The 22,944-nt window shown below is 68.3% G+C and carries 21 protein-coding genes; 12 read left to right on the top strand and 9 right to left on the bottom strand.

Features of this window, described 5'->3' with window-relative positions:
- Nucleotides 1–43: 43 nt before the first annotated feature.
- Nucleotides 44–1,258, bottom strand: coding sequence for a cytochrome P450 (locus tag SD37_RS33850; protein WP_044851308.1), 1,215 nt, complete (start codon nucleotides 1,256–1,258; stop codon nucleotides 44–46).
- Nucleotides 1,259–1,414: 156 nt separating this feature from the next.
- Between SD37_RS33850 and SD37_RS33845 the strand changes: the two genes are divergently transcribed.
- Both SD37_RS33845 and SD37_RS33840 read left to right on the top strand, forming a co-directional pair.
- A complete protein-coding gene (locus tag SD37_RS33845) occupies nucleotides 1,415–2,350 on the top strand; it encodes a daunorubicin resistance protein DrrA family ABC transporter ATP-binding protein (protein WP_044851307.1) in 936 nt (311 codons plus the stop codon).
- Nucleotides 2,351–2,418: 68 nt separating this feature from the next.
- On the top strand, nucleotides 2,419–3,141 hold the full coding sequence (locus SD37_RS33840) for an ABC transporter permease (protein WP_201788930.1): 723 nt from the start codon (nucleotides 2,419–2,421) through the stop codon (nucleotides 3,139–3,141).
- Here SD37_RS33840 and SD37_RS33835 read toward each other — a convergent pair.
- The 3 genes from SD37_RS33835 to SD37_RS33825 form a co-directional block, all read right to left on the bottom strand.
- A complete protein-coding gene (locus SD37_RS33835; RefSeq protein WP_044851306.1) occupies nucleotides 3,125–6,304 on the bottom strand; it encodes an AfsR/SARP family transcriptional regulator in 3,180 nt (1,059 codons plus the stop codon). The two genes, SD37_RS33840 and SD37_RS33835, sit on opposite strands and share 17 nt — an antisense overlap.
- 32 nt (nucleotides 6,305–6,336) lie before the next feature.
- Nucleotides 6,337–6,888, bottom strand: coding sequence for a YbhB/YbcL family Raf kinase inhibitor-like protein (locus tag SD37_RS33830; RefSeq protein WP_044851305.1), 552 nt, complete (start codon nucleotides 6,886–6,888; stop codon nucleotides 6,337–6,339).
- Between the two features lie 205 nt (nucleotides 6,889–7,093).
- A complete protein-coding gene (locus SD37_RS33825) occupies nucleotides 7,094–7,891 on the bottom strand; it encodes an NBR1-Ig-like domain-containing protein (protein WP_236725180.1) in 798 nt (265 codons plus the stop codon).
- Nucleotides 7,892–8,120: 229 nt separating this feature from the next.
- Here SD37_RS33825 and SD37_RS33820 point away from each other — a divergent pair, with 229 nt between their 5' ends.
- Nucleotides 8,121–8,942, top strand: a complete 822-nt coding sequence (locus SD37_RS33820; protein ID WP_044851304.1) for a peptidoglycan-binding domain-containing protein — start codon at nucleotides 8,121–8,123, stop codon at nucleotides 8,940–8,942.
- Nucleotides 8,943–9,009: 67 nt separating this feature from the next.
- Here SD37_RS33820 and SD37_RS33815 read toward each other — a convergent pair whose 3' ends face one another.
- Both SD37_RS33815 and SD37_RS33810 read right to left on the bottom strand, forming a co-directional pair.
- Nucleotides 9,010–9,228, bottom strand: coding sequence for a hypothetical protein (locus SD37_RS33815; protein ID WP_044851303.1), 219 nt, complete (start codon nucleotides 9,226–9,228; stop codon nucleotides 9,010–9,012).
- Between the two features lie 78 nt (nucleotides 9,229–9,306).
- On the bottom strand, nucleotides 9,307–9,924 hold the full coding sequence (locus tag SD37_RS33810) for a TetR/AcrR family transcriptional regulator (RefSeq protein WP_044851302.1): 618 nt from the start codon (nucleotides 9,922–9,924) through the stop codon (nucleotides 9,307–9,309).
- A gap of 67 nt (nucleotides 9,925–9,991) precedes the next feature.
- Here SD37_RS33810 and SD37_RS33805 point away from each other — a divergent pair, with 67 nt between their 5' ends.
- From SD37_RS33805 to SD37_RS33795, 3 genes are all read left to right on the top strand, one after another.
- Nucleotides 9,992–10,633, top strand: a complete 642-nt coding sequence (locus SD37_RS33805) for an MSMEG_1061 family FMN-dependent PPOX-type flavoprotein (protein WP_044851301.1) — start codon at nucleotides 9,992–9,994, stop codon at nucleotides 10,631–10,633.
- 13 nt (nucleotides 10,634–10,646) lie between these two features.
- Nucleotides 10,647–11,555 carry a PDR/VanB family oxidoreductase gene (locus SD37_RS33800; RefSeq protein ID WP_044851300.1) on the top strand — a complete coding sequence of 303 codons (909 nt, stop codon included), beginning with the start codon at nucleotides 10,647–10,649 and terminating at the stop codon, nucleotides 11,553–11,555.
- A gap of 97 nt (nucleotides 11,556–11,652) precedes the next feature.
- Nucleotides 11,653–11,949, top strand: coding sequence for a DUF1540 domain-containing protein (locus tag SD37_RS33795; protein ID WP_044851299.1), 297 nt, complete (start codon nucleotides 11,653–11,655; stop codon nucleotides 11,947–11,949).
- A gap of 58 nt (nucleotides 11,950–12,007) precedes the next feature.
- Here the strand turns inward: SD37_RS33795 and SD37_RS33790 are convergent, their stop codons facing one another.
- Together SD37_RS33790 and SD37_RS33785 are read right to left on the bottom strand one after the other, a co-directional pair.
- Nucleotides 12,008–14,188: an RICIN domain-containing protein gene (locus SD37_RS33790; protein ID WP_044851298.1), complete on the bottom strand. Its 2,181-nt coding sequence runs from the start codon at nucleotides 14,186–14,188 to the stop codon at nucleotides 12,008–12,010.
- Nucleotides 14,189–14,344: 156 nt separating this feature from the next.
- Nucleotides 14,345–15,238 (bottom strand): helix-turn-helix domain-containing protein, encoded by an 894-nt coding sequence (locus SD37_RS33785; RefSeq protein ID WP_044851297.1) that lies wholly within the window; start codon nucleotides 15,236–15,238, stop codon nucleotides 14,345–14,347.
- 176 nt (nucleotides 15,239–15,414) lie between these two features.
- On the opposite strand from SD37_RS33785, the gene SD37_RS33780 reads away from it, so the two are divergent.
- On the top strand, nucleotides 15,415–16,767 hold the full coding sequence (locus SD37_RS33780) for a hypothetical protein (protein ID WP_044851296.1): 1,353 nt from the start codon (nucleotides 15,415–15,417) through the stop codon (nucleotides 16,765–16,767).
- Nucleotides 16,768–16,801: 34 nt separating this feature from the next.
- On the opposite strand, the gene SD37_RS33775 is transcribed toward SD37_RS33780, so the two are convergent.
- Nucleotides 16,802–17,425 (bottom strand): TetR/AcrR family transcriptional regulator, encoded by a 624-nt coding sequence (locus SD37_RS33775; RefSeq protein WP_236725179.1) that lies wholly within the window; start codon nucleotides 17,423–17,425, stop codon nucleotides 16,802–16,804.
- Nucleotides 17,426–17,504: 79 nt separating this feature from the next.
- Between SD37_RS33775 and SD37_RS33770 the strand changes: the two genes are divergently transcribed.
- The 5 genes from SD37_RS33770 to SD37_RS33750 all read left to right on the top strand — a co-directional run bounded on the left by SD37_RS33770 (nucleotide 17,505) and on the right by SD37_RS33750 (nucleotide 22,014).
- Nucleotides 17,505–18,218 carry an alpha/beta fold hydrolase gene (locus SD37_RS33770; protein WP_044851294.1) on the top strand — a complete coding sequence of 238 codons (714 nt, stop codon included), beginning with the start codon at nucleotides 17,505–17,507 and terminating at the stop codon, nucleotides 18,216–18,218.
- Between the two features lie 228 nt (nucleotides 18,219–18,446).
- Nucleotides 18,447–19,487, top strand: a complete 1,041-nt coding sequence (vanH, locus tag SD37_RS33765) for a VanH-AOV family D-lactate dehydrogenase (RefSeq protein ID WP_044851293.1) — start codon at nucleotides 18,447–18,449, stop codon at nucleotides 19,485–19,487.
- Nucleotides 19,480–20,520 (top strand): D-alanine--(R)-lactate ligase, encoded by a 1,041-nt coding sequence (gene vanA / locus SD37_RS33760; protein WP_044851292.1) that lies wholly within the window; start codon nucleotides 19,480–19,482, stop codon nucleotides 20,518–20,520. Before vanH ends, vanA begins: the two co-directional genes overlap by 8 nt.
- Nucleotides 20,517–21,125, top strand: coding sequence for a D-Ala-D-Ala dipeptidase VanX (vanX, locus tag SD37_RS33755; RefSeq protein ID WP_037311005.1), 609 nt, complete (start codon nucleotides 20,517–20,519; stop codon nucleotides 21,123–21,125). Before vanA ends, vanX begins: the two co-directional genes overlap by 4 nt.
- A 325-nt stretch (nucleotides 21,126–21,450) precedes the next feature.
- A complete protein-coding gene (locus SD37_RS33750; RefSeq protein ID WP_083255162.1) occupies nucleotides 21,451–22,014 on the top strand; it encodes a M15 family metallopeptidase in 564 nt (187 codons plus the stop codon).
- Nucleotides 22,015–22,944: the final 930 nt, after the last annotated feature.

Raw genomic sequence — 22,944 nt, 5'->3', positions numbered from 1 at the left:
AGTGGTAATGACGGTTCTAACCGTCATTACCACTCACGAGGGGTCAGGCCCAGGTCACGGGCAGAGCGTGGACGCCGTAGATGTTCATGTCGGTCTTGAGCCGCACGTCCTCGGCGGGCACGGCGAGTTCGAGGGTCGGGAAACGCCGGAGCAGCCCCTCGAAACCCGCGCGCATCTCGATCCGCGCCAGCTGCTGGCCGAGGCACTGGTGGATACCGTGGCCGAAGGACAGGAGACCACGCGCGTTGCGGCGGATGTCCAAGGTGTCGGGGTTCTCGAAGCGGCGCGGATCGTGGTTGGCGGCCAGCAGCGAGACGATGACGGTCGATCCCTCACGGATCGTTTCGCCGCCGAGTTCGAGGTCTTCCGTGGCGTAGCGGAAGAAGATGTCGGCGACGGACAGGTAGCGAAGGAGTTCCTCGACGGCGCCGGGCAGCAGTTCCGCGTCGGCGCGCAGATCGGCCAGCTGCTCGGGGTGTTCGAGGAGCGCGAAGGTGCCCAGCGCGAGCATGTTCGCGGTGGTCTCGTGGCCGGCGAACAGCAGGAGGAACGCGGCGCCCGCCAGCTCTTCGATGGTGAGATCGTCGTACTTGCCCAGGTCGGACAGGATGTCGTCCTCGGGTGTCTCGCGTTTGCGCGTGACCAGTTCGGTGAGGAAGGTGTTCATCCCGATGAACGCGGCCATCTTCTCTTCCAGCGTCTGGTCCCTGACCATGAGCTGCGCGGAATTGGCCTGGAACTTCTCCCGGTCCTCGTAGGGGACACCGAGCAGTTCGCAGATCACCAGCGACGGCACCGGCAGTGCGAACTCCTTGACCAGGTCGACCGGCGGGACGAGGCGGGCCATCGCGTCCAGCTGCCGCTCGGTGATCTCGACGATGTGCTCTTCCAGCTGTTTCATCCGCTTCACGGTGAAAGCGCCGGTGAGCCGCTTCCGCAGCCGTCCGTGGTCCGGCGGGTCCATCGCGACGAACATGCCCGGCATCGGCGGGGAAGGTTCGGTCGGCGCGGGCATCCCCGGCGTCTCGTAGGGCAGGTGGAGGATGCCGATGTCCTGGCGGGAGCTGAACCGGGTGTCGGCCATCATCTGCCGGACCTCGTCGTAGCCGGTGACGAGCCAGCCCTCGTGACCGTCGGGGAAGACCATCGGACTCACCGGGCGGGCGTCGCGCAGCCGGGAGATCTCGCGCGGCGGGTCGAAGGGACCCGCGTCACGCAGCATCGGGAGGCCCTGCGGGACGGGAACCGTCTGAGTCATCGGGTTTCCTTTCGTGGTGGTTGTGCCGACCACCCTCGCTTCCGGACCTGACATCCGGCTGACACGGCACTGACACCGGCGCCGCGGAAGCCGTGTCAGCGGCCGTGTCAGTGGCGTGGCGGGAGCGTGTCAGCCCGGCCGCCCACAGTGGCTCCCATGACAGAAACAGCGATCGCGGTCTCCGGGCTGCGGAAGACCTTCGGCGACAAGGTCGTGCTCGACGGCATCGATCTCGACGTCCCGGCGGGCACCATCTTCTCCCTGCTCGGCCCGAACGGGGCGGGCAAGACGACGACGGTGAACCTGCTGACCACCCTGACGCGGGCCGACGGCGGAACGGCGAGGGTCGCCGGGCACGACCTGGTGACCGAGGCCAAGGCGGTGCGGGCGGCGATCGGGGTCACCGGCCAGTTCGCGGCGGTGGACGAACTCCTGACCGGCCAGGAGAACCTGCGGCTGATGGTGGACCTGAGCCGGGGCTCCGCCGGTGGCGACCGGGTCGTCGACGAGCTGCTGGAACGCTTCGACCTGGTGGAGTCCGCGCGGAAACCGGCGTCGACCTACTCCGGGGGCATGCGCCGGAAACTGGATCTGGCGATGACGCTCGTCGGCGGTCCGCGGATCATCTTCCTCGACGAGCCGACCACCGGACTGGACCCGCGCAGCCGTCGCACGATGTGGTCGATCATCCGCGAGCTGGTGGCCGACGGCGTCACCATCTTCCTCACCACCCAGTACCTCGAGGAAGCCGATCAGCTCGCCGACCGGATCGCGGTCCTCGACCAAGGCCACCTGGTCGCCGAGGGCACTCCCGGCGAACTCAAGCGCCGGATGCCGGGCACCCACGTCCGGCTCCGGTTCACCACCGTCGCCGAACTCGACGCGGCGGCGCGGGTCTTCCCCGGCGCCGACCGGGACGACGAGACGCTGACCCTGCGGGTGCCCAGCGACGCCGGGACGAAATCCCTGCGCGCGCTGCTGGACCGGCTCGACGAGTACTCGATCGCCGCCGACGAGTTCTCCGTCCAAACCCCTGATCTCGATGACGTTTTCCTCGCCCTGACGGGCCACGACACGGAGGCCGCACTGTGAGCACCACGATCATGAACACCAGCGCCACGCGCACTCCGACCGCGCGGGCGAAGTCCCCTTCGATGGTGATGTTGCGCCGCAACTTCAAGCACCTCACCCGCAATCCGACCTCGGTGTTCAACGCCGTCCTCATGCCGGTCGTGATGATGCTGATGTTCGTCTACGTGTTCGGAGACGCGTTCAGCGTCGGCGTCGACTACATCGACTACGCGACACCGGGCTTGATGCTGATGGCCGTCTGCTACGGACTCGGCGCCACCGCGACGGCGGTCAACTCCGACATGACGAAGGGCATCATCAACCGCTTCAAGGTCATGGACGTCTCCCGCGGCGCGGTGCTGACCGGGCATGTGGTGGCCAGTGTGCTGACCAACCTCGTCGCCATCGTGGCGCTCGTCGGGGTGGCCTTCCTGCTGGGTTTCGCGCCGGCGGCGGGTTTCCTCGACTGGCTCGGCGTGGCCGGGATCGTCGTGCTGCTCGGTTTCGCCGCCGGCTGGCTCACGGTCGCGCTGGGATTGGCCGCCAAGTCCCCGGAAACCGCGGGGATGGCCTCCGTGCCGCTGGTCATGCTGCCGTTCTTCAGCAGCGCGATCGTGCCGGCGGAGAAGATGGGCCCCGGCCTCCGGGAGTTCGCGGAGTACCAGCCCTTCACACCGATCATCGAGACCCTGCGCGGGCTGCTCAACGGCGCACCCGCCGCCGGCGACGTGATCCCCGCTCTGGGGTGGATCACCGGGATCGCGCTCGCCGGGTACCTGTGGGCGTCCTCGACGTTCAAGAAGCGAGCGTGACCTCGACCAGCCGCTTCCAGTCCGCCTGGGTGCCTTCCCGCGCCGCCTCCGCGAACTTCGCTTCGCCGAGGCGGCGCAGCACTGTCCGCTCGATCCTGGCCACGTCCGGACGGGAACGATCCGGCAGCCCGCGCAGTTCGTCCGCCGCCGCGAGCAGGCGCGCGGCCTGCTCGGGCTCGTCGCGGCGCAGCGCCTGGTCCGCGACCCCGACGATCATGTGGGCGATCAGGGGCACGTGCTGCGACTCGACCGCCGCCTGGCAGGCCGCTTCGCGGTGCTTGCGCGCCTCCTCGAGATCGTCCGCGAGGTAGGCCAGCAGGTCGTGGGTGATGGCACGGACGTGCCCGAGCTCCGCTTCCTCGCCCATCACACTCGCCGCGACGGCGAGCTGCCGGGACGCCTCCTCGGTTTCGCCGCGCCAGTGGGCGAGTTCCGCCCGCGAAAGGGCCAGCATGCCCAGCGCGTCCGGCCAGGTGACCCGCTCGACGTAGCGCAGCGCTTCGGCGGTGGAGGCCGCGCTGGCCTCCTCGTCACCCAGCAGCCAGTACAGCTGGGCCTGTCGCGACCGCAGCCGGATGAGGTCCTCGACGGCACCGACCTCGGTCACGACCGTGATCGCCTCTTCGTAGTAGTCGCACGCGCGCGCGAACTCGCCGCGCATGGCCATCCGGTCCGCCAGCTCGGTCAGGGCGAACGAGATCCCGAACCGTTCGCCGATCGCCCGGAACTCGGTGAGCGCCTGCTCGAGATGGATCTCCGCGTCCGGTCCGGGGTGGCCGAGCACGATCCGCATCTTGCCGAGGTGCAGCCGGGCCAGTGCGCGCACCCAGGGGTCCGCGTCCTCGAGCACCGGTTCCCACGCGGACAAGAAGTCCGCCCCCTCCAGCATGCGGACCAGCGGCACCACGAGCCCCGTCAGCGGATGGGCCGACTCGCTGAGCCTGCTCAGCCGGTACGACTCGTGGATCCACTTCGCCGCGGTGTGCTCGTCGGCGAAACCCGAGCTCACGAACAGCGAGACGAGCCCGTACACGACGGCCGCGACCTCATCCGGCGACTCGCCGGGTGTCGCGACGGCCGCGCTGACCAGCTCCATGCCTTCGGCCCGATGGCCACTGAGCCACCAGTACCAGCCGGAGGCCGCCGCGAGCCGCATTGCCTCGGGCGCTTCGCCCGCCGCGAGTGCGCCGCGCATCGCGGCACTGATGTTGTCGTGCTCGGAGTTGAGCTTGGCGAGCCATTCCAGCTGTTCCGCGCGGCGGAGCATGGGCTCCGCGGCCTCGGCGAGTTCGGTGAAATAGGTGAGATGCGCGTGGCGCGCCAGTTCCGCTTCCCCCGCTTCGGCGAGCCGCTGCGCCGCGTACTCCTTGATCGTGCCGAGCATCCGGTAGCGCGGTGCCTCGTCGCCCGCGGCGACCAGCAGCGACTTTTCGGTCAGCGCGGTGAGCAGTTCGAGGACCTCGTACTGCTCGACGGCCTCGCTGATGCACACCCGCTCGGCCGCTTCCAGACTCGCGCCACCCGAAAAGACCGAGAGCCGGCACAGGACCGTCCGCTCGGCCTCGGACAGCAGTTCCCAGCTCCAGTCGACCATCGCGCGCAACGTCCGGTGCCGGGGCAGCGCCGTCCGGCTGCCGCCGGTCAGCAGGCGGAACCGGTCGTCGAGCCGGTTGGCGAGCTGGTCGATGGACATGGTGCGCAACCGGGCCGCGGCCAGTTCGATCGCCAGCGGCATCCCGTCCAGTACCCGGCAGACGCGCGCCATCGTCGACAGCGTGCCCTCGTCGGCCACGAAATCCTTGCGCACCACGCGCGCCCTGTCGCGCAGCAGCCGGACGGCGGGGGAGGACTCGATATCGCCGGGGGAGGCGTGCTTGTCCGGCAGAGCCAACGGCACGACGTGCCACAGGGCTTCCCCGGTGATGCCGAGCGGTTCCCGGCTCGTCGCCAGGATCCGCAGGCGGCGGCATTCGCCGAGCACCCGGTGGGCGAAGGCCGCGGCCGATTCGATCACGTGCTCGCAGTTGTCCAGGATCAGCAGCACTTCGCGTTCGCGGATCGCGGCGATGACCCGGTCGGCGGGTTCGGCGCCGCTCGAGTCGCCGAGCAGCGCGTCCCGCAGGCTGAGCGCGGCGAGCGTCGCCTGCGCGATGTTGTTCCCGCCCCCCTGCCCTTCGGGCCCACCCCCCTTGTTGTTCCCACCCTTGTCGTCACCGTCCGGGCCGAGGGGGGCGAGTTCCACCAGCCAGGCCCCGTCCGGCAGGTCACCGAGCAGGGTGCGGGCGGTTTCCGTGGCGAGCCTGGTCTTTCCCGAACCGCCCGGGCCGATCAGCGTGGTGAGCCGGTGCTCGGCGACGAGATCGCGGACCGCTGCGACATCGGCGTCCTTGCCGACGAAACTGGTCAGTTCGGCGCGCACGTTGGTCTTGCGGTTCTCCTCGCGCCGTCCCAGTTCGCCACGCAGCAGCGCGACGTGCACCGCGGACAACTCCGGCGAGGGATCGACGCCCAGCGCGTCGGCCAGTGCTTCCCTCGTGCGCTGGTAGACGAGCAGCGCCTCGGTGTCGCGGCCGGTCGCGGCGAGGGCCCGCATCAGCGCGGCGACGAGCCGCTCGCGCATCGGATGCGCGGCCACCAGGTCGGTCAGCTCCGTGACCAGGTCCGCGCCGTGGCCGAGGTCGAGTTCCGCGTCGAACCGGTCCTCCATGGCCGTCAGGCGCAGCCCTTCGAGCCGGGTGACCGCCGCGTCGAACGCGCCGCTGTCCGGCAGACCGACGTCCTGCATGGCCGCACCACGCCAGAGGCCGAGCGCCTCGCGCAGCCGTCGCGGCCCCTCGTCGCCGCGGGCCTGCCCGACAAGCCGTTCGAACCGCACCGCGTCGACGTCGTCGGGCGCCACCTTCAGCCGGTAGCCGTCCGTCTGGCCCTCGACCACGCCGTCCGGAAGCACCTTCCGCAGGCGGGAAACCAAGCGCTGCAAGGCATTCGTCGCGTCGGCCGGTGGCTGTTCGCCCCAGATCCAGTCGACGAGCGTCGCCTTCGGGACCACCCGGCCCGGTTCGAGCGCGAGGGCGATCAGCAACCCGCGCAGCCGGGCGCCCGGCACGTCGGCGAGGCCGCCGTCCGTGCGAACCTCGAAGGGGCCCAGCATCCCGATCTGCATTTCGCCGATTTTGCCACGATGATCGGCCGGTCTTACGACTTACCGCTGATCCTGGCCGAACCGACCGACGCCGCGGTGATCGCCCTGGCCGCGGTCTGGGTCGACGAACTGGAGTTCAGGCTGGTCAGCGACGTCCGGTCGAGGGCGTGCACGACGAATTCGTAGGTGTTCACCGTCGAGGGCGAGCAGGGGCCCTGGTAGCCGTAGAGGCTCGCGCTCCCGCGGTAGTAGACCTGCCTGGCTCCCGCGGGCACCGGCGGGCGGTAGGCGTGCTGGACGTTCTGGGGGAGCGAGGTCGTGCTCACCGGGATGTCGTAGATGACCCAGTGGATGAGGTTGGCGTTGTCGAGGTCGCGCATGACGATCGCGTAGCTCTTGGCGTCGGCGGGGGCGCCTGACCAGGCCAGTGGCGGGGACTCGTTCCGCTTGGCCGGATCGTTCCCGCCGCCGCTGGTGCACTCGTGGACCTTGGGGATGACGCCGCCGTCGGCGAAAGCGGTGCTGGACACGGTGAACGCGCTTTGTGCCGCCGACGCGGCCGGGGAAAGGGCGGTGGCGCCAAGGACGAACAAGGCGCAGAGCACGATTTTTCTCACTGGAGGCTCCCGACGATACTTCGGTCCGTTGGGGTGAGGGCTGCGCGCGCTGGACTTCAGCGTAGGGATCCCGGAATCCGGCGGCTAGCGCACTTTCCGGGGCTAACAAGGTGAATTCGCCGGTTCCGTGGCTCGTGAGTGGTAATGACGGTTCTAACCGTCATTACCACTCACGAGAACTGGACTCAGGGCGTCAGGGGCGTACGAGGACGGAGAAGTAGATCGGCTTGCTGGCGGGGAACAGTTCCCGGTCCTGTTCGTCGACCATCTTCCAGAAGACCTTGCAGTCCACCGGCGCGGTCGGCGGGGTGCTCACGGTCACCGTCACCTGCACGTGGCCCTGCGGGGCGGTGTCGTTGACGGGGATCCGTTCCGGGGTGCGGCAGGCGCCGGGCGCGACCGGGAGGTCCGTGCGCCGCAGGTACCGCTTCCGCCACTCGACCGTGCCGGTGTTCTTGATCTCCCACACCTTCACGAACTGGCTGCCCGGCTTGACCACGGTGTCGTCGGGGATCGTCACGTCGCTGACGAACCGGCTGGAGTCCCCGGGATGTGGTGGCTCGGCGACGTCTTCGCCGCCCGGCGCCACCAGGAGCACGACGACGGCGGCGATCGCGGCGACGAGGACGAGGGTCAGCGGCACCAGCACGCGTTTGGACCGCCACCGCGACCGCCACCGGGCGGGCGCGGGCGCGGGGTCCGGCTCGCGGTCGGCGGAGAGGACGTGCTGGACGCCCTGCCATCGGGCGTGCCATTCCTCTTCGTCACCGTCGCAGGCGCGGACGAACTCGCGGACGGTCTCCCACGGCTGAAGCCGTCTGCCGGTGACGGTGAGGTGCAGTGTCGCGTGGGACACCGCACCGGACTTCGCGGCCATCTTCCGGAAGGACGGCTCACCGGCCCGCGTCCGTAGCTTCCGGAGCTCGGCCATGAACGCTTCCAGCTCCGGTGCCCGTTCTCCCGGCACGCTCCCCCTCGCGATCGTGTCCAACGTGACAACGTTTTCCGTCACTCTGCGCGGCCGCGTAAGCATATCGCGAACCGCGCCCCGATCGCCGTGCCGACCAGCGGATTCGGCCGGGCGACGCGGCTGTCAAACGCTGTCAACCTGCGCTTTTGACGTCAGACGTTCCGTACAGGTGGTTCCGGACGCCCCCTCGCCGGGGCCAGTGTCGATCACGAGCTGTTCACCGGGAGCAGCACCGAGAGAAGGAGCAGTCATGCGCAAGGTGGCAACCGCCGCGATATTCACCGCTCTGTCCGGAGCCGCGCTCATGGGGGCGACGGCGGGACAGCCCGCGGTGGCCGCGCCGTCGGTCGACATGGAGGCCGTCGTCAAGGCCGCCATGTGGGACCCGTACAAGGCCGACCAGTCGATCACGCCGGGTTCCGGTCCGAGCGTCAAGGTGGTCGAGGAAGCGCTGGCGGCGAAGAACCTGCTCGACAAGAAGCAGGTCGACGGTCACTTCGGCACCTCGACGGTGACCGCGTACAAGAAGTACCAGAAGTCACTGGGACACAGCGGCCTGGCCGCGAGCGGTCTGCCCGGCAAGGGCTCGCTGACCGAACTGGGCAAGGGCCGCTACACCGTGTCGGCGCCGATCGGCGTCGGTGCGAAGACCAGCCTGGACGGCAAGACGGTGAACAAGCGCACCGCCGACATGATCGCGGCCGCGGAGAAGAAGGCCGGGGTCAAGTTCACCGTCACCCAGGGTTCGTACAACGCCGGCGGCGTCGGCGCCTCGGGTGGCACGCACGACGGCGGCGGCGCGGTCGACATCTCGGTGAGCAACCTGTCCAACAAGACCGCGGCGGTGAAGGCGCTGCGCGAGGTCGGGTTCGCGGCTTGGCACCGGACCCCGAGTCAGGGGAACTGGGCGGAGCACATCCACGGTATCGCGATCAGCGACACCGACATGTCGCCGCAGGCGCAGGCACAGGCCGGTGACTACTTCGAGGGGTGCAACGGCCTGGCGAGCCACGCCAAGGATGACGGTCCCCAGGTGAAGAAGGTGACCTGGGAGGAGTTCAAGCGCGGATGACCGCGGTGACCCGGGCGGGGCGGGCGGATTCGGCCGTCCGCCCGCTCGCGCCGGGTGAGCGTGAGCCTCAAGGCTCTCGACGCCGTGGTGCTCCTCGCCGTCGGGTGCGGGCCACGCCGACCCACAACAGCACCGACACCAGCGCGCTGGGCACCACGATCAGATAGACGGGCCACGCGCGGAATCCCGACACCCACAGCATCGTCGCCAGGCCGAGGGTGATGAGCGTCCACGCCATCGCGAGGGTGTTGCCCCGTCGCCTCCAGCGGAGGATGAGGCTCCGCACCCCCGCTGTTCTTCTCACACCGCTCGGCTGGTCCACGTCGGCTGGATACCCGTTCTTCGCCTGGTCAACCCCAAAAAATCAGCCGCGGAGGTAACCGGTGATCATCGCCACGAGTTCGTTCTCCAGCCGGGTGGTGTCGATGGAGGCTGGCGCGGCGATGAGCTGATGCACGGTCAGCTCCACGGTCGACGCCACGAGCCGAGCCGCGGTGTCCTTGTCCTCGACGTGGACCTCGGGGTGAGCGTGGAACAGATCGCGCAGATCGGCGATCATCTCCCATTCCAGCCTGGTGACCCGCGCCAGCACCTCTCCGGAGCGGGGCGCCTGCTCGATCATGATCCGCAGCAGTTGCGGATCGTCGAGATGGTTGTCGATCACCACGCGCACGAACTCCCGGACGATGGTCTCCAGCGGTTCCGGCGATTCCTTGTACCGGCGGAGGGTCACGGCGGCCCGGTCACCGTCGAGGTGGCGGGTCAGCAGCTCGGCCAGGATCGCGTCCTTGTTCGGGTAGTACTGATACAGCGAGCCGATCGAGATCCGCGCCCGTTCGGCGATGCGGTTCGTCGTCCCCGCGGCGTACCCGTACTCGGCGAAAATGTGAGCAGCGGCGGTGAGGATGCGCTGCCGGGTCAGCTCGGCCCGGACTTGACGCGGTCGTTTACGTGGCTGAAGCCGTCGTTGCTCCGACGTCATGACACCCCCTGTGAAGTGGCTTGAAAGCGAGTAGCCAGCGCACTGAACAATTGCTCATAATTATGGCATGACCAGCAGTTATCTCGTCCGTGACCGGCGTCCGCGCCGCCTCTCCTTCGACGAGGTGCGTGCCCGGCTCGGCGAGCCAGAGGCCATGATCAAGGCCAAGGTCCACGACCGCCTCGACCGGCACAGCCACCGCTTCATCGCCCATTCCCCGTTCCTGGTGACGGCCACGGCGGACGCGACCGGCCTGCCCGACTGCTCACCGCGCGGCGACTACCCGGGCTTCGCCAAGGTGCTCGGCGAACGCACGCTCGCGATCCCGGACCGGCCGGGCAACAAACTCGCCGACACCTTCCGCAATCTGGCCGAGAACGACGGGATCGGGCTGATGTTCGTGGTCCCCGGCGTGCGGGAAGTGTTGCGGGTCAACGGCCGCGCGTACCCGACCGACGAGCCGGACGTGCTCGCCAGGATGCGGACCGAGGGCAAGGCCGCGGAACTCGCGATCATCGTGGACGTGGCGGAGGTCTTCTTCCACTGTGGACGCGCGCTGATCCGGTCCCGGCTCTGGGATCCCGCGAGTCAGGCGCTGGCGGAGGAACTGCCGTCCGTCGGCGAGATCGCCGCCGACCAGATGGGGCTCGACGTCGAGCCGTCGGTGCTGGAGGACATGCTCGAAGCCGGCTACCGGCAGTTGTACTGAGGGGAACCCGCTGATGCAGCGAACGATTCTCGACCACGTGGAGCCGGTCGCCGAGGGCACCGTCTCGCTCGTCCTGCGTGCTGCCGAAGGCCCATTAGCCGCCTGGGAGCCGGGAGCGCACGTCGATCTGGCGCTGCCGAACTGGCTGACGCGGCAGTATTCGCTGTGCGGGGACCCGGCCGATCGCGAACGCTACCGGGTCGCCGTCCGGTACGACCCGCTCAGCCGGGGCGGCTCGGAGTACGTCCACCTCTTCCTGCGGACGGGCCGCACGCTCGAAGTCTCCTTGCCGCGCAACAACTTCCCCTTGCTACCCGCGCCGGAGTACCTGTTCCTCGCCGGCGGGATCGGCATCACCCCTCTCGTGCCGATGCTGGCGGAGGCCGTCGAGGCGGGCGCGTCGGCGAGGCTGGTGTACGTGGGCAGGTCGGCGGCCACCATGCCGTTCGCCGCCGACCTCCAGGCCACCTACGGCGACAGGGTGCGCGTTTACGCCACCGACGACGACGGCAGGCCCGATTTCGCCGCGTTGGCGGCCGGACTCGGCCCGCGGGCGCTCGTGTACTGCTGTGGCCCCACATCGATGCTCGACGCGGCCGAGGCGGCGTTCCCCTCGTCGCGGCTGCACATCGAGCGTTTCCGGCCCGTCGCCAAGGAGTTCGGGCCCGACGAACCGTTCGACGTTCGGTGTGTCCGATCAGGACGGACGGTGCCGGTCGCCGCGGGGGAGTCCGTGTTGGACGCGTTGACCCACGCGGGATACCCGATTCCCTCCGGTTGCCGAGAAGGGGTTTGCGGCAGCTGTGAGATCGCGGTCGTCGGCGGTGAGCCCGAGCATCGCGACGACATCGGCGCACCACCAGGACGCATGTACTGCTGCGTTTCGCGTGCGTCGTCGTCCACTCTCGACGTCGACCTCTGACCGGGCGGAGATCGACGTTTCGAATTGCCGGGGGCAGGCAGCGGTGTAACCCTGGAGGTACCGAACGACACCACCACCACGAAGTACAGGAGTCGTTATGACCACCACCGAAATGCCCGCTGTCCACGAATGCACCGTCAGTGGCTGTTCGTACAACCACGACGGGTGTCACGCTTTCGCCATCACGGTCGGCGGGGGCAACGGATCGGCCGATTGCGGCACCTTCGTCCCGCTCAACACCAAGGGCGGTCTCGATCGGGTGACCGCGCAGGTGGGCGCCTGTTCCCGTACCGACTGCCGCCACAATTCGTCGCTGGAGTGCACCGCGTCGAGTGTGCGGGTCGGCCCCGGCGAAGGTGACCACGCCGCCAACTGCCTGACTTACGCTCCGTAACGCCGGTCGTGAGTGGTAATGACGGTTCTAACCGTCATTACCACTCACGACCCGCTGGTCAGCCGATCGCCCACGACTGAAGGGCGGAACCGGTATCGGCCCGTTGTGTCACGGCCGCTCCGTCCGAAGTGGACGCCGTGGTCAGCAGCAGGCCGGAGCGCACACTTGTGAGCTTGTACAACCCTGTGGACTGCTTCGCCGCGGTCCACCGTTGGTTGGCGCCACCGGTGCACGTCCACTGGATGACGCGCGCACCCGCGGCGGTGGACCCGCCCTCGACGTCGGCGCACAGCTTCGAATGTACGTTCGTCAGGGTGTAGGAACCGTCGGACTGCCTGGTGAACAGCCACTTCTGGTTGTCGCCCGCGTTCGGCGCCCAGGTGATCAAGGGCGTGCCCGCCGAGGTGGACGAGTCCGGGTCGTCGAGGTTCTTGCCGGACGCGGCCAGGGTGTGGATCCCGTCGAGGGCGTCCGCGCCGAGATCGGTGAACTTCAGCGTCTGCTCGGCCGCGGTCCGGCCGCCGCCGACGGTGTTTCCGGTGGTGTCGGTCCATGACCGCAGCGGGGTGGTCTCCGCCAGGCGCGACGTCTTGCCGGACAGGCCGAGCACGAGCCCGCTGTAGCGGTTCACCAGCCTGAAGGTTCCTGCGTCCACAGTGGACGGGATGACGAACCACTGCTGGCCCACGGTCGTCGACGACGTCACGGTGGGCTTCGCGCCCCAGGCCCGGCCCGCCTGCACGGCGTCGACGCCGAGGAACTGGCCCGTCGCGGCGTTGGTGACGCGGTACGAGCCGTCGCCGTTGGCGGAGAACTGCCACGCCTCGCGGCCGGAGCCGGTCGCCGCCGCGACGGACGTCGCCTCGGTTCCGGCGCCCTGCGCGAGAACCCGGCCGTCGCCGAGGCCGATGCGGTACTTGCGGGAAGTGTCCACAGGGGACGGTGTCGGTGCGGACGACGTGATCGTCTGGGTGGTGTACTCGCCGCCCGCGCCGCCGGAGCACGCCACCGCGCAGTACGACCGGAACTGCTTGCCGACGATGGTGGAGTTCGTCTTGTTCGCGGCGTCGACGAACCAGCGGTACCAGGACTGGTTGGTGTAGCCGCCGGTGTCGCCGATCAGCCGCCATTTCTGGGTCGACAGGTCATCGGTCGCGTAATAGCGCTGCGGGACGACGCTGTCGACGGCCTCCGGCGCGCCGATGTAGAGGCCCAGATGCGCGTTGTAGGCGATGTTCATGATGAACAGATCGGATTTCCGCGGCAGTTGACCCGCCTCGATCTGCTGGCTGACGTTACCGGTGTTGGCGGGGTCGTAGTCGTCCGCGACAGGGGTGTAGCCGGTGTCGCCCGCCGAAACCACGGGCACCATGTTGCTCTCGCGGCCGCCGACGCCGGGCTGGCTCCAGCCGCCGTCGAACCACTTCTGCCACGAGCCGGTCGCCATCTTGCCCGAGATCGGCGCGCGGGCGACGTGGGCCAGCCCGGTCATCGGGCCGCCCGCGCCCGCCTTCGGCACGATGCGCGAGCCGTAGTAGACGTAGAAGTAGCCGGAAGCGGTGTCGACGAACAGGCGCGGGTCGCCGTCGCCGTAGTCGAACGTCTGGTGCGGGAACACCGAGGTGTCCCCGCGTTTCGTGCTGTAGGGCGAGGTGATCGCGTGGTCCTTGATGGCCCAGGTCCGGCCCTGGTCCTTCGACACCGCCCAGTCGATCGCGTCGTAGTGGGAGAACGAATACGCGCCGAACGGCTCGGGGGTGAACTCGTTGTGGATCAGGCCGTACCAGTCGCCGGTGTCGGGATCCACCCAGACGCCGACGAGGTCGCAGAAATTGCGCTGCGAATAGCCCGATCCGGCGGGCGGGTAGGTGGATTCCTTGCCGGTGGGGCTGTTGTTGCACCGCCAGGTCGTGTCGTCGTTGCGGTCGGCGGGGTTGGCCGGGTTCACCGCGTCGCTGATCGCGTTCTTGGTGAAACCGTCGAAATCGCGGCCGCTGTAGAAGTCCCATTCGCGCGGCTGGTCCGCGCCGTAGAGGGCGGCCGCTTGCTGGAAGTAGAAGGTGCCGTCCTTGTCGATGTAGGAACTGGCGGGCGTGTCGGTGGTCGGGCTGAACGACTTCTTGGCGTCGACCGTGACGGTGTACGTCGCGTCCGGCGGCGCGGCGTCAGACGACGCCGGTGCCACCATGGTCGCCGCCACGGCCAACGCCGCGGCGCCGAGAAGAGGCAGGGTCCGCATGACTCTCTCCCAAGGGTGACCCGCACCACAGTTGGCGGGGCGGTCGCCGATGTTATGAACGTTACTGCGCGTAAGTCAACGCGTTCGCTCAACTTCGCGCGTTGTTCATGCACTCAATGCGCGGAAAGTCCAAGCGGTGCCGTGTGAAGTCCAACCTCAGCCGGACTCGTCCGTCGGCACCAGCGGCGGGTCGTCGGGAGAGGGGATCCGCGAGCTCCAGCCGCCGGGGACGGCCTGGGCACGGGACTCGCGGAAGCGGCCGGGGGAGACGCCGACCCGGCGGGTGAAGAGCCTGCTGAAGTAGGCGGCGTCCTCGTAACCGATCGCCTGGGCCACTTCCTGCACCGGCATCCGCGTGGTGGCCAGCAGCTCCTTCGCACGATTCAGGCGAAGTGTCAGGAGGTGATCCTTCAGTCCCGATTCGGTGCTCCGGCGCACCGCCGCGCGCAGTTCGGGCAGGGTCATGCCGCGGCGGGCCGCGATCTCCGCGACGCTGATCGGCAGCAGGGCGTCCCGCGCCAGCGCCTCCAGCAGGGAACCGCCGCTGGGCGTGCTGTCGGCGCGGGCCCGCCGCAGCGCCACCAGCAAGTCGTGCACGGCCGCCGAGGCGTCGACCTGGGCCAGCGGGCTGCCGCCCCGCGCGCAGCGCACGATCCGGCTCACGATGTCGCGGACCGGCACGACGTCGCTCAGCGCCACCACCGGCGCGCCGGGCGTGACATAACCGAGCTCCACATAGGACTCGACGGCACTGCCGTCGAAATCGACGAAGCATTCTTCCCAGCCCTGCACCGGATCGGGCGCGTAGTGGTGCCCGACGCCGGGGACCAGCCACAGCAGTGCGGGCGCGACGACCTCCTGCCGTTCCCCGCCCGCCACCGCGAACCAGCCGCGGCCCTTGGACACCACGACGGCCACGTAGTGGTCGAGCACGCGCGGTCCCACGACGGGAAGGACGCCGTGCTGCAGTCCGACCCCCAGGCACACCAGGCCCAGCCGTCGGTGCACGGCGGAGGGCGTGAAGTACCGCATCCAGGTCCGGTAACCCATCTCCGCATCTTCGCGCAGGGATCCGCCCGCTGCCCGCCTGGCCGCCGAAAACTCCCTTTGGATCTTGTTTCACGGCGAAATCCTCGGCCGTGCTCCGCCGGTGGAAATTCAGGTATATGTGGAAGGAACAGCGTTGCCGGGGAGGACGGCACGCTGATTCAGCAAGGGGGAAATCGATGTACGACACACGTATCGCCATTGATCGACTCAGTCCGGCCGCCAAGCCGAAGATCAGAATCCTGTTCTACACGGATTTCGTCGGTTTCACCGGGAACAATGGCTTCGCACTGGGCATTCTCCGTGATCTGATCTTGGGGAACCAGCCGTTCTTCGCGGAGTTCGAAGTCGATTTGATCAACCGGCACGACGGGGGTCACGCGGCCAACAAACTCACCGCCGACCTGCTCGGCCGGTACCAGCAGGTGTGGTTCTTCGGGGTGCGGCTGTGCGATCTGCCGAATGAGCCGGAGAACGAACTCGTGGACGCCGAGGTCGCGGCACTGCGGTCCTGGATGGACGCCGGTGGCGGTGTCCTCGTCTGTGGCGACCACTCCAATCCGCGTCCGGTGGAAGCGGATCCGTCGCTGCCCGATTACCTGAATCTGGGGCGCGCGCTGGGTCATCGCATTCCGCGCGCGGGTGAATTGCGGGAATGGAACGACCGTCCGGACTCGAGTATCGAATTCAGTCACAACACCCATCAGCCCGACCCGTGGGGCAGCGACGTCAACATGCCCATCCCGAACGATCTCGACCCTTATCCGCAGGAACTGATCCTGCGCAAACGGGGCGGCAGGCCGCACGCGTTGTTCCAGGGCAGACGCGGTCCGATCACCGTCTTCCCGGACCACATGCACGAAGGTCAGCTGCTCATTCCCGAGCGGTATCCGGCCCAGGTGTGGCCGTCGGGACGCGCGGGGCAGCCGAAACCCGAGATCGTCGCGCGCGGCACCGACAAACGCAACGGTCAGGTCTACGGCGTGACCAGCGCGTACGACGGGGCGGCGGCCGGGGTCGGGCGGATCGTCGCGGACGCTACCTGGCACCACTACTTCGACCTCAACCTGTGGGGTTTCCAGAAGGGTGGCGAGGTGCTCGACAGGCTCACCGAGTACTACGTGAACCTCACGCTGTGGCTGACGCCGAAGCCGGTCAAGCAGGAGGTCAACGCGCAGTTGCTGTACTGGCTGTCGCACAGCATGAGCGTCCGCGCGGTGTTGCCGGAGGGCTTCCGGGTGCCGGGGATCACCGCGGCGGGCCTGGTCCGCGAAGTCGGCGGGCAGGGGGTGCTGGACGATCTCGTCTGGCCGCTGGAAGGGACACCGGCGGTGCCCGGGGAGCTGCTGCTCGGTGCCGTCGTCAAGGAATCCGTCGCCGCGCTGGACGGTGGGGACGTCGAGTCGTTCGACAGCGTCGGCGTCGTCGAGCGGGGCCTGCGCGCCGGGGCCGGGGAGTACGCCGCCGAACTGCGGGCGGCGCTCGGCGAGCTGGACGGCCTGGACGAGTTCATCTCGCAGGGGCTTCGCTGATCCACCGGACGGCGGCCCTGGCGCATCCGGTGTGTCAGGGCCGCCGTGCCGCGCGGTCCCCGGCCGGTTCGAGGCCGAGCGCGAGGTGCAGCTGACGTGCCCACCAGCGAACCTGGGCGGCCGGATCGTCCGCCGCCTCGCCCGTGAACCCGGCGCTGCGCCGGAAGTCGCTTCCGTACAGGGCCTCCATCGCCATCGCCTGGTGCAGGGCCGCGACCGCGAGCCGGGTGTCGTCGATCGGACTGCCGGGTGGCCGGAGTCCGTGGAGGGCGTCGACGAGCGGGGCGAGCATGCCGCTGCCCGGGTCGCGCCAGCCCGCCGCGTGCAGTGCCACCGCCAGCTCGCCGAAGCCGTCTTGGTACAGGGAATGGAGCGCCTCGACGAGTTCGAGCAGGTCGGCGTCGTGGTCCAGCCAGCCGGCGAGGAGTTCCCGGAGCGCGTCACGAAGGCGACGGCCCCCGTGCCGGAGGAGTTCGGCGAGCAGTTTCTCGCGATTGCCGAAGTGGTGCGCGACGCCGGCGTCGGTCATGCCGACCCGCGCGGCCACCGCGCGCATCTGGACGGCGGCCACCCCGGACTCGGCGAGCAGCGAAGCCGCGGCGTCGAGGATCTGACGGCGAGCCTCCTCGGGCGTCCTCCGTGCTCGGGGTGTCGTCACGATCGGCATCCTACCTTGAGCCGCCAAGGTGTCTGCGCTACCTTGACATCTCAAGGTAGCGGCGGCGGAAGGGTTCCCCATGACTCGATCAGCGACGGCCGAAGTCAGTCTCGACCTGGGCGAAGTCACCCTGCGGGGCACGGTGACCGGAGCCGGTCCGACGATCCTGTTGCTCCACGCGGGCGGGGAACGCCGAGACGTCTGGGTGCCGGTCGCCGCGGTGCTGGCCCGGCACGGGCTCCGGACGGTGGCCTTCGACCTGCGCGGCCACGGCGAAAGCTCCGGCCGGGCGACCACGCTCCAGGCCCTCGCCGGCGACGTGGTCGCGATGATCGGCCGCGAACCGGCGCCGATCGTCCTCGTGGGCGCCTCGATCGGCGGACTGGCCGCCATCGCCGCCCTCGCGGATCCGGCCGTCGCGGCCCGTGTGGCCGGTCTCGTTCTCGTCGACGTCGTCCCGGACCCCGCTCCGGCCCGGGTGCGCTCGTGGCTCGACTTCCATGGCCTCAGCGGCCGCTACACCCAGATCGTGGAGGACGTCCTCGGCTCGGGTCCGGCTCTGTTCGCGACGGCCGGGGCGCTGGACCTGCCGATCCTGGTCGTGCACGCCGGGCGGGATTCGCCGCTCAGCGAGTCCGACGTGCGCCGTCTGCGCGCCGCCAACCGCCGGGTCTCCGTCGCCCGCATTCGGGCCGCCGGGCATCTCGTGGCCAGGGACGCGCCGGAGGAACTCGCGAAGTTGGTGCTGGAGTACGCGGCGTTGTGGCGGGGTCACACTGGGTCGCGCAGCTAGGTCGGCGCTTGAGGTGCATGTGACCCGAGGCACGAGGCTCGCGGGGCGCTGATCGTGACCGTCAGTGACGACTCATGGCCGCCCGTGATCGACAACGCCGATGACCAGGCGTGTGACCACCGGGTTGTCGACGCCCCGAGTTCGTCACTCTACCGGTCGGTAACCTACCGTTGGCCTATTGAGAACCACGTAAGGGCCGGGATCGGCGCGCTGCTTACACTGCTGGGCATGACCTACAGCGAACCAGCACCGGCCGCGGACAGCCGCACGCGTTCGCTGGCGTCCGCGTCCTCCTCGGCCGTCCTGGCAATGGGGATCACGATTTACGGATGCGGACAGGACGAGGCCGCCTTGTTCCGGGAGATGGCACCCCGTTTCGGTGTGCTGCCCACCATCGTGGACGCGCCGGTATCCGAGGCCAATATCGATCTGGTGGCCGGAAACCGGTGCATCAGTGTGGGTCACAAGACTCGAATCACGAACTCCACGCTTCGCGCGCTCAGTGAGGCGGGCGTGGCGTATGTCTCCACCAGGAGCATCGGGTTCAACCATATCGACGTGGACTACGCCGCGAGCGTCGGCATCACCGTCGGAAACGTCTCCTATTCGCCGGACAGTGTCGCCGACTTCACGTTGATGTTGATGCTGATGGCGATCCGGAACGCGAAATCCATCATCCGCAGGGCGGATGTGCACGATTACCGGCTGCAGGACGTACGCGGGAAAGAACTGCGCGATCTGACGGTCGGCGTGATCGGAACGGGGCGCATCGGCGTCGCTGTCCTCCAGCGGCTTCGAGGCTTCGGCTGCGAGGTGCTGGCCTACGACAAGTACCCCCAGGCCGACGCCGATTACGTTGCCCTCGACGAATTGCTGCGGCGGAGCGACATCGTCACGCTCCATGCCCCACTCGACGCGGACACCTACCATCTCCTCGATCGGCACAAGATCGAGGAGATGAAGCACGGCGCGTTCATCATCAACACGGGACGCGGTGCGCTGATCGAAACCGAGGCCCTCATCGCGGCTTTGGACAGCGGCAAACTGGGCGGTGCGGCGCTCGATGTCGTCGAGGGAGAGGAAGGGATTTTCTACGCCGACTGCAGCGACAAGGCCATCGACAGCAAGCCGTTGCTGCGGTTGCAGGAGCTGCCGAACGTGCTCATCAGTCCGCATACCGCCTATTACACGGATCACGCACTGAGTGACACCGTTGAAAACTCTATCGTCAATTGCCTGAAATTTGAAAGCGGGAAACAGCATGGGTAGGTTGAAACTCGGCATCATCTTCGGGGGAACTGGCGAAGAGCACCCTATCTCCGTCAAATCCGCGCATGAGGTCGCGAACAGCCTCGACATCGAAAAGTACGAGCCGTACTACATCGGTATCACCCTGAACGGCGAATGGAAGCTCTGCGACGGCCCGAGCGCGGACTGGGAGTCCGGCAACTGCCGCCCCGTCATCGTGTCGCCGGACCGGAGCGCGCACGGCCTGCTGGTCCTCGACGAGGGCAAGTACGAAACGATCGCCCTCGACGTGGTGCTGCCGGTCCTGCACGGCAAGTTCGGCGAAGACGGCGCGATGCAGGGCCTGCTGGAACTCTCCGGCATCCCCTACGTGGGCTGCGACGTCCAGAGCTCCGCCCTGTGCATGGACAAGTCCCTCACCTACACCGTCGTCCGGAGCGCGGGCATCGCCACGCCGAACTTCTGGATCGTCACCGCGGACAACGACGTCAACCCCGACGAACTCACCTACCCCGTGTTCGTGAAGCCGGCCCGTTCCGGTTCGTCCTTCGGTGTCAGCAAGGTGTCCAGCAAGGAAGAACTGGCGGCCGCGCTGGAAACCGCGCGCGAGTTCGACTCCAAGGTGCTGATCGAAGAAGCCGTCATCGGCAGCGAGATCGGCTGCTCCATCCTGGGCAACGACGGGGATCTGCTGGCCGGTGAGGTGGACCGCGTCGCGCTGACCCACGGCTTCTTCAAGATCCACCAGGAAGAGAGCCCCGAGACCGGCTCCGAGAACTCGACCTTCATCGTGCCCGCCGACATCCCGGCGGAGTCGCGCACGCTCGTCCAGGAGACGGCGAAGGTCATCTACCGCACCCTGGGCTGCCGGGGACTGGCCCGCGTGGACCTCTTCCTCAAGGAAGACGGCAGCGTGGTGCTCAACGAGGTCAACACCCTTCCGGGCCTGACCTCGTACAGCCGTTACCCGCGGATGATGGCCGCCGCCGGTATCCCGCTCGGTGACGTGATCGACCGGCTGGTGGCGCTGACCCTGGCGGGCCGTAACGGATGAAGGATGATTTCGTCTACGTAGACGAGGTCGTGCCCGGAATCCGCTGGGACGCCAAGTACGCCACTTGGGACAACTTCACCGGCAAGCCGGTGGACGGGTACCTGGTGAATCGGATCGTCGGTACGAAGGCGCTGTGCGCGGCCTTGGAAAAGGCGAGGGACAAGGCCGAGTCGCTCGGCTTCGGCCTGCTCCTCTGGGACGGTTATCGTCCTCAGCGTGCCGTGAACCGCTTCATGAGCTGGGCGGAAGAGCCCGAGGACGGCCGGAAGAAGTCCCGGCACTACCCGAACATCGACCGGCCCCAGATGTTCGAAAAGGGCTACGTGGCGACGAAGTCGGGGCACAGCCGGGGTAGCACGGTGGATCTGACGATCTACCACCTGGCCACCGGCGAACTCGCCCCGATGGGCGGCGACCATGACCTGATGGACGTCGTCTCGCATCATGGCGCCGAGGGGGTCACGCCGGAAGAGGCGAAGAACCGCCTGCACCTCCGCGCCATCATGGAGGACTGCGGCTTCAACTCGTACGAGTACGAGTGGTGGCACTACAACCTGAAGGACGAGCCTTACCCGGACACCTACTTCGACTTTCCGATCGAATAGCCGGTCGGTTCGGAGCAGAGGGCCGAAGGGCGCTTTCCCCGCATGTGATGCGGGGAAAGCGCCCTTCGTCGCGTGAGATGCGGTGAAGGCCCCCTTCGGCCCGCGCCCACCCTCACCGCGCGGTCTGCGCGTGGGTCCGCTGGCCGTGAAGGACTCCTTAAGGGACTCAGGGTCCCTCAAAGTTCCCCTCACCCGGCTCGGACCAGCGCGACCAGGCTCAGTGACACCACCAGCCACAGCGGTAGCGCGTGAAGGCCCCCTTCGGCCCGCGCCCACCCTCACCGCGGCCTGCGAGGGTGCCCGCGGGCGGTGTTGACTGGACGGCATGATCAGCAGTGAACGAGTACGGACCACGGCCCGCCGGGTTCCCGGGCTCCTCGTCTCGGTGTTCCGCCGGGTCCGGAGGATCCTCTCGGCCGAGCGGCGCGGCGCGCTCGGCAAGGAACACGGAGCCGTCCCCCGCGGCACGACCGTTTTCGACGACGGGGTGCCCGGCGTGGCCAACCTCGATCCGGCTCTCCTCGCCGCTCTGCGCAAGGCCGCGAAGGACGCCGCGGACGACGGTGTCGAGTTGTTCGTCAACAGTGGCTGGCGCTCACCGGAGTATCAGACCAAGCTTCGCCGCGACGCGGTCTCGAAGTACGGATCCGAAGAGGAAGCCGCCCGGTGGGTCGCCACGCCGGAGCGGTCCATTCACGTGGCGGGCCGCGCGGCGGACATCGGGCCGCCCGCTTCCGCGGCGTGGCTGTCCGAGCACGGCGCCCGGTACGGGTTGTGCCAGATCTACCGCAACGAACCCTGGCACTACGAACTGCGCCCCGAGGCGATCGAGCACGGCTGCCCGCCCATGTACCCCGACCCCAGTCACGACCCGAGGCTGCGAGACTGATCCGAATGGGTGGCGGGTGAATCCCGTTGGAAGATTACCCACCACGCACCGCGACGTCGGACGGCTGCCCATCACGGGCCGCTAATCCGAAATCCACGCAGGGGTCGGGCAACGTCGGGAGGAAACACCACATGCCATCGCCGCAGGCCGGCCGCTCACGGCACCGAACAGGGCATCCCGAATTTCCGCTCGGCGAACTCGGGTAAAAACACACCGACGGGACGTTTGTTGTCAATCCCGGAGACACCTCGGCGCCATTCGTCACCAATGACGCTCTGCGGTATCCGCGTTTTCACTCACGCAGAGTGTCCATTCTTGCCGGACCGGACCACCTTTCGCGGCGCTGCCGCACGATCAGCCTGTGCCCACCCTGTGCCGGACGGGCCGGGAACGCCGGCACCCTGCCGACCACGGCGTCGCGGATGCCTCATCTCCCTGTCCAGCATGGCATCGACCGCTTTGCTCGTGGCATTCGACGGCGCACGGGAGCCCCTGGCCGTCCGGAGCCGCCACCTGGGGATTTCGTGCTTCCGGAACTCGATCGGCGTAAAGGACCGAGGAATGGAACGCCGATTCGACCATTCGTGTGAATAATTGTCGATGGACGGAACGTGGCCGACAGGTGCCATGATCATCACGCCCGGAAAAGCAAGCCCTGCGAACGGAGCAATCTGCCCTGCGAACAGCCTAGCCGGGTGACTCGGGGCTGCGCGGGTATCGCGCGGGGGCGTTGTACTAAAAGGGCGGGGAACGAGTCAATAGCCGAGAGAAAAGTTCCGGAAAGTGATCTTGTAAGCCGACCTGGCTGCGGAAATCACACTGTTTGTCAATTGCCGACAACGATTGATCATGTCATGCTGCCATGGTGGGCACTCACTGGGGCTGTGCGCACTAACTGGGGCTGAGGGGGTGCGACGGTGACTCGCGACC

Source organism: Amycolatopsis orientalis (assembly GCF_000943515.2).
GTDB lineage: Bacteria > Actinomycetota > Actinomycetes > Mycobacteriales > Pseudonocardiaceae > Amycolatopsis > Amycolatopsis orientalis.
This window is presented reverse-complemented; position numbering and strand designations above follow the sequence as displayed.